Below are 6,494 nucleotides of genomic sequence, written 5' to 3' on the forward strand. Positions count from 1 at the left end.
AAACTTGATGGTGTTGTTAGGCCATGGGGCGCTACCGGTGCAGGTACCGGCGCTACAATTGGTAACAAACAATTGATCAAACCTTTCTCGGCTATAAAAGATAACGTAGCGAACGCCTTTGATACTGGCCTTGAAACAAACAACAACATTTCGGTAAATGGTGGTAACGAATTGTCTCAATACTACATTTCATATGGTAATACCTACAGTAACGGTGTGCTGCCAAGCCAGGCCGACCTTTACAAAAGAAACAACGTTTCGTTAAGAGGAAGCACCAGGTACAAAAACTTTACTGCTGATGCATCATTAAACTACGTAAATAACAAACGTAATATGGTGCCAACCGGTCAGGGCGCTAACGGTAGCGATACTTTCTACGAAGCGTTATTACAAATACCTACCGATATTCCAATTAAAGATATCAGGAACTACAAAAACGAATTTTTTAACGTTGATAACTATTTTACTCCTTTTGCTGGTAACCCTTTCTACAGTTTGTACGAAAACGGCAGCCGCCAAACAAGCAACAGGTTTTATGGTAACATTAACTTAAATTACCAGTTTGCTGACTGGATCAAATTAAACTTCCAGCAAAGTGCCGACGTTTCTGCTGTGTATGACAAGATCTACACCAGCAAAAGCGCTCCGTCACCAGGCAGCTGGAACAATGGTAACAACGTTGAATCATTCCCTGCTCCTCCGGTTGTAGGTGCTGTTGATGACGAATCATTCAACAACTTTGAATATGATACAAAATTACAGGCTATCATCACCAAAAAGATCAGCAATGATTTTAACATTGATGGTTTGGCAGGTATTAACTACAACGACAGGGGTGTTAACAGCTTAACAACCGGTATCGAAGATTTAGCTATACCGGGCTTCTATCAAATAAATAACTCTTTAAATAAGCCAACCAGCGGTCATGCTTACAGCCACCGTAAATTGCTTGCATTTTATGCTCAGGCAACAGCTGGTTATAAAGATTATTTATACTTAACAGTTACCGGACGTAATGATATTTCATCAACACTGGCTCCGGGTAAAAACAGCTATTTCTACCCTGCTGCTAACTTAGCGTTCGTTGCTACAGAAGCATTCGGAATAAAAAGCAACGCCTTATCATTTGCTAAATTACGTTTCAGCTATGGTGAAACCGGTAGCGATACTGATCCATACAATATTTACAACACACTTACTGCAACTAACATAGCTTTAGGTTTTGGTAACCTTATTTTCCCGTTAAACAATGCCGGCAGCCCTGTTGCAGGTTACACTATCAGCAATACATTGTTCCGTACGGATCTGAAACCTGAGCGTATCCGCGAGTTAGAGGTGGGTGGTGAGTTTAAATTCCTGAACGATCGTTTAGGTTTAGATGTTACTTACTATCACCGCGTTCGTCAGGACCAGGTATTAGCTGCGCCAATTTCACCGGGTACCGGTTACACTGCAAGCGTTGTTAACTTTGGTAAAGTACGTAACACCGGTTTAGAGGTTGCTTTAACTGCATCGCCGGTTAGAAGTAAAGATGTGAACTGGGATTTAACTTATACCTTCAGCCGCGACAGGAGTATGGTATTAGCCCTTGCTCCGGGTGTTGACAGGTTCCAGTTAAACTCTGCTTACGATGCCCAACTGGTGGCTTTACCAAATCAGCCATTAGGTATTATACAGGCCCCAAAACCTCAAAGAGACCCACAAGGCCGTATCATTGTTAACCCTGAAACAGGTATGCCGTTACAATCAACCGATATTGAAACTTACGGCGCTATACAGCCCGATTTCAGAATGGGTTTAAATAACAATATCCGTTACAAAGATTTCTCATTAGGCTTTACGGTTGATTACAGCAAAGGTGGTGTATTTTACTCTGGTACTGCCGACTTGTTAGGCTTTGTTGGTAACGACCCGTTAACTACTTATAATGACCGTAACCCGTTTGTGTTACCTAATACTGTTATAGCGGTAACCGATGGTGCCGGTAAAACAACTTATGAAGAAAACACAACTCCAATTTATGGTGGTGCCGTGCCTGACTTCTATTACCAAACATCAAATAAAGGTTATGTATACCAAAACCTTATTTTAGACAGAACATTCTTTAAATTAAGAGAGGTAACCCTTGCATATACGCTTCCAAAAGCTATATCAAGCAAATTTGGATCTTCAAGAGCGGTGATCAGTGTATACGGAAGAAACTTGTTAACCTGGCTGCCATCAACAAATCAGGTTGTTGACCCTGAGGTTTCTAACTTAGGTACTGATCTGGGTAGTGAATTTGGTGAGTTCAGAACCTCGCCGCCATTAAAATACTATGGCGCATCATTAAAGGTTACATTTTAAATTTTGACGTATCATGAAAAAAAATATAAGCACAAAATTAATTTTAGCGCTTGCCGTGGTTTATCTGTCGGCCGGGTGTGATAAAATTACAGATATAAACAGAAGCCCTAATAACCCGCCTATTGAACTGGCAACACCTCAGGTATTATTCCCTTCGGGTGTACAGTCAACCGCTGGCCGTGTTGGTGGCGAGTTGGCGATCATCGGTGGTATATGGTCACAGTTTTGGACTCAGGCTGCCCTTTCTAACCAGTACAAGGATATTGACTCGTACGGTATACAAAGACAGGATCGTAATGGTAACTATAGCGGTTTAATGGCCGGCGCCTTAAACGATTATAAATTAACCATCGAAAAATCAAAAACATCAGGCCCTATACAATATTACCTGATGGCCACTGTAATGAAAGCTTATACCTATCAGGTATTGGTTGACTTATATGACCAGGTGCCATACACCGAAGCATTACAGGGACAAGCTAACCTGCAACCAAAATTTGATGATGGTTACAGCATATACAAAGGCTTGATTGCCGAAATTGATGCCGCTTTAACTGCTACAGCATCAGAAGGTAACCTTTCGCCGGCTGCTAACGCATCAACCGATTTTGTTTTTGTTGGCAACATGGCTAAATGGCGTGCTTTTGCAAATACATTAAAATTAAAAATGTATTTACGCATGGTAAATGCTAAACCAGCTGAAGCAGAAGCAGGTGTTAAAAAATTATATGCTGACGGTGTAGCTTTCTTAACAGAAGCTGCTGCGGTAACCAGCTATGTAAATACTCCGGATCAGGGTAACCCTTTTTACGAGTATAACGTAAGGCGTTTAGGTGTTGGTAACTTAAGGGCAAGCAAAACTTTTGTGACCTGGTTAGTGGCTAACAGCGATCCCCGTATTACTCCGTATTTCGGTTCTACCAATCCGGGTTCAATCAATCAGGGCGACTATGCAGCTGTTGGCGAACCAACTTATGCAAATGCTGCTACTCCTGTACAAAAAGCTACAGATCCGGTATGGTTTATTTCAAAAGCCGAATCTTATTACTTACAGGCTGAAGCCCGTTTAAGGTATGGTGTTGGCAGCGAAACTGATGCCAGCCTGTTCAGAAAAGGCTTGGTTGCTGCATTTGCAGAGCAAGGTCTTGCTGAAGCTGTTATACCAACAAGCGCAGCTTATGTATACCCTGCCGCCGGTACATTACAACAAAAATTAAAAACTATCATAGTTCAAAAATGGGCCGCTTTACCAGGTTCACACTCATTAGAAGCTTTCTTTGAGCAAGAGCGTACAGGTTATCCTGAAATAAGCCCTGTTACTTCTAAAGATGTAAGCTATGCTACAGATCATGCAGGTGAGTGGGTTTATTCATTCGGTGGTGTTACCAGCGGAAAGAAATTCCCGAAAAGACTTGTATTTCCTGACGTTGAAGCGAGCAGAAATCCTAACACACCAGCAGAAGTGCCTATTACAACTCCGGTTTGGTGGGGTAAATAATTTAATTAACATTTAATTAAAAAAGAACATGAAAAATTTTATAAGCTATATAACAATAATAGTTCTGAGCGTTACCCTGTTCTCTTGTAAGAAGGATTCGTTCACAGCTAATGATAAACAGGTAGGCATATCAAAGGTTACTTATTATGCTGAGTTTAAAAGATCGGGCTCTGATTATGTTTATGTAAAAAAGGGTGATCCATTTGTTGAACCGGGTATTAAAGCTGAAGCAGGCGGTGCCGAACTTCCTGTTAAAACAACCGGTGTGCCCAACACAAATACCGCAGGTGTATATTTGGTAACTTACACCGCAGTTAATGCGGATGGTTTTGCTGCAACAGCATCAAGAACAGTAGTTGTTTATGATACTGATGCAAGTGCTGCCGGTAATGACTTTTCCGGTAACTATGCAAGGGATACCAATGGCTCTATCGCCGAGTGGACCAAAGTTGCTCCGGGTGTTTACAAAGTGTTTAACCCGGGTGGCGCACCAGGTACCAACCTTACTGTAATTATATTTAACAAAACCGGTTACAGTGTAGTTATACCTAATCAAATTGCAGGTGGTGCGGCTACTTCGTCAGGAACTGAGTCATCAGTTCCGGGAGCTCCTGGTAAACTTGCATCATACAAAATGCAGATTATTAACCCAGGTTACGGAACCGCAGTAAGAACATTTATTAAACAATAATCTAATTCGACATGAAAAAAAATATAGCATATACTTTATTAGCATTAGCGCTGATAATAACAACTGCCACTTCTTGCCGTAAGGATAGAGAAATTGGCGGAACCTCGGTTGAAGCCATGTCTGGCGACTGGTGGGTACAAATTGATGGTGAAGGCTCGTATTATACTTATTACACTTATAATACATCAGCAAATTCAAAAACCGAGATGATCCTGGATGATCAGGAAGGTTTTTGGGGCAGCGCAAGCCTTGGCCGCGTAGCAGGAAAAGTAAATGTTGATTTAAATACATTGACTTTCTCATGCAAAGATGCACCAAACCTTAACAAGGATTATGATGATGCAAGTTTTACTGTAACAGATGGTAAAATATTGAAAAATGCTGCTACAGCACCGGGTACAGGTATCAAAACAGATTCAATTGATTTTAAAATTGAATTTGCTGATGATCCGGGTACAGTTTATCACCTTAAAGGTTATAAAAGAACCCGCTTCACTGAAGACGATCATTAATATATCATAACATAAAAAAGCCCTGAGCATTGCTCAGGGCTTTTTTTACGACTTTACTTTTTTATCTTTTATCAACACTGTATTTACCCGGCCCTATAAATACTAACCCCGCAAACACAAATGCAAGTTCAATGGCATGCGATGCGCCCATCAGCCCTTCGCCGCCGCCAAGGTGAACAGATGCCGCTACTATAAGGTTACAGATCAGTAACATACATACCGGCCTGAAGGCAAACCCGATCAATACCAGCAAACCACCAACGGTTTCAACCACGGCAGCCAGTAAGCCCCAAACTACAGGCCAAAACGTAATGCCGATAAATTGGGTTGACTGGCCTAACTCGCTCCAGCCTTTTGGCCCGCCCATTAGTTTGGGATAGCCATGCATGATAAAGAAAATGCCCAACCCGAGACGAATTATCAGAAGGCCAAAATTTTTGTGATCTAATTTGCTTAAAAGCGCCATAAATTTGTGTTTTAGGTGAATAAAATACTTAACAGAAGTAACAGAATATTTAAACGTAGTTTGTTTTAACTTGTTGCCCGTCAACTACTAAGTGCAATTCTCTGCCTAAAATAAGGCTGCAATTGTTGGGAATATGCCCTGCGGGGAAATCAAAACAAACCGGATAGTTATAACCCTTTACCGCTTCCGTTACAATTTGTGGTACGCTTTGGCCGAAGGGTATATCGTTATCTTTTATATCGGTAAAGCCACCTACAATAAGTCCGGCCAGGTTTTTAAGTTTGCCGGCACGGTCAAGCGTGCGGATAAGCCTGTCAACCGAGTACAGGTATTCGCCAACATCTTCAATAAATAATATCTTACCGCTATAATCAAAGTCTGACGCGGAATTAAGCACCGCAACCAGCAAGCTTAAATTACCGCCAATTAATGTAGCAGTAGCTTCGCCGCTGCGGTTAGGGTGGTGCGAGGTAAATTTGTAGTGTAATTCTTCGCCAAAAAGCGCCTTGTGCAATGTTTGGATAGACAGGGCGGATGCATCAGGTATGTTAACCGGCATTTGCCCGTGTATGGTTTGCAGGCCGTAATTGCCAAACAAGTGGGTATGCAGTATGGTAATATCGCTAAAGCCCACCAGCCATTTGGGGTGCTGCGCCAGCCTGTCGAAATTTACATGGTCAATAATACGGATGGTGCCGTAACCCCCACGGGCGGCTATAATGGCTTTTACGCTATCGTCATCAACAAAACGTTGCAGATCTTTAGCACGCAGCGCGTCATCGCCCGAAAACTGGTGGTACGAAGCCTCAATGGTATCGCCCAAAACTACTTCCAGTCCCCACGATTGCAGCAGTTTAATGGCATCCGTCATAGGCGCAGGCAGTTTTTTCGCCGGGCAGGTTATAGCTATCTTGTCACCTTTTTTAAGATATGGAGGGTTTATGCTCATATTGAATTATCTTTGCCAAATTATTAATAACG

6 protein-coding genes are annotated in these 6,494 nt (G+C 42.0%); 4 read left to right on the forward strand and 2 right to left on the reverse strand.

The annotated features are described in order from the left end of the window. The 4 genes from AAGC65_RS24150 to AAGC65_RS24165 form a co-directional block, all read left to right on the forward strand. Positions 1-2,346 (forward strand): TonB-dependent receptor domain-containing protein (locus AAGC65_RS24150; RefSeq protein WP_343115026.1); only part of this gene is annotated, 2,346 nt, incomplete at its 5' end. A 13-nt stretch (positions 2,347-2,359) separates the two neighbouring features. After that, complete coding sequence (locus AAGC65_RS24155; protein WP_343115027.1) at positions 2,360-3,844, forward strand: SusD/RagB family nutrient-binding outer membrane lipoprotein; 1,485 nt, start codon at positions 2,360-2,362, stop codon at positions 3,842-3,844. 28 nt (positions 3,845-3,872) lie between these two features. After that, positions 3,873-4,535, forward strand: coding sequence for an immunoglobulin-like domain-containing protein (locus AAGC65_RS24160; RefSeq protein WP_343115028.1), 663 nt, complete (start codon positions 3,873-3,875; stop codon positions 4,533-4,535). Between the two features lie 11 nt (positions 4,536-4,546). Further along, positions 4,547-5,047 (forward strand): lipid-binding protein, encoded by a 501-nt coding sequence (locus AAGC65_RS24165; protein ID WP_343115029.1) that lies wholly within the window; start codon positions 4,547-4,549, stop codon positions 5,045-5,047. Positions 5,048-5,108: 61 nt separating this feature from the next. Here the strand turns inward: AAGC65_RS24165 and AAGC65_RS24170 are convergent, their stop codons facing one another. After that, complete coding sequence (locus tag AAGC65_RS24170; protein ID WP_343115030.1) at positions 5,109-5,513, reverse strand: DoxX family protein; 405 nt, start codon at positions 5,511-5,513, stop codon at positions 5,109-5,111. 49 nt (positions 5,514-5,562) lie between these two features. Further along, positions 5,563-6,462: an LD-carboxypeptidase gene (locus AAGC65_RS24175; RefSeq protein WP_343115031.1), complete on the reverse strand. Its 900-nt coding sequence runs from the start codon at positions 6,460-6,462 to the stop codon at positions 5,563-5,565. Positions 6,463-6,494 lie beyond the last annotated feature (32 nt).

The organism is Mucilaginibacter sp., assembly GCF_039207105.1.
Classification (GTDB): domain Bacteria; phylum Bacteroidota; class Bacteroidia; order Sphingobacteriales; family Sphingobacteriaceae; genus Mucilaginibacter.

Coding starts and splice junctions, on each gene's coding strand:
- AAGC65_RS24155 (WP_343115027.1), top strand. CDS start 2,360: ATGAAAAAAAATATAAGCACAAAATTAATTTTAGCGCTTGCCGTGGTT.
- AAGC65_RS24160 (WP_343115028.1), top strand. CDS start 3,873: ATGAAAAATTTTATAAGCTATATAACAATAATAGTTCTGAGCGTTACC.
- AAGC65_RS24165 (WP_343115029.1), top strand. CDS start 4,547: ATGAAAAAAAATATAGCATATACTTTATTAGCATTAGCGCTGATAATA.
- AAGC65_RS24170 (WP_343115030.1), bottom strand. CDS start 5,513: ATGGCGCTTTTAAGCAAATTAGATCACAAAAATTTTGGCCTTCTGATA.
- AAGC65_RS24175 (WP_343115031.1), bottom strand. CDS start 6,462: ATGAGCATAAACCCTCCATATCTTAAAAAAGGTGACAAGATAGCTATA.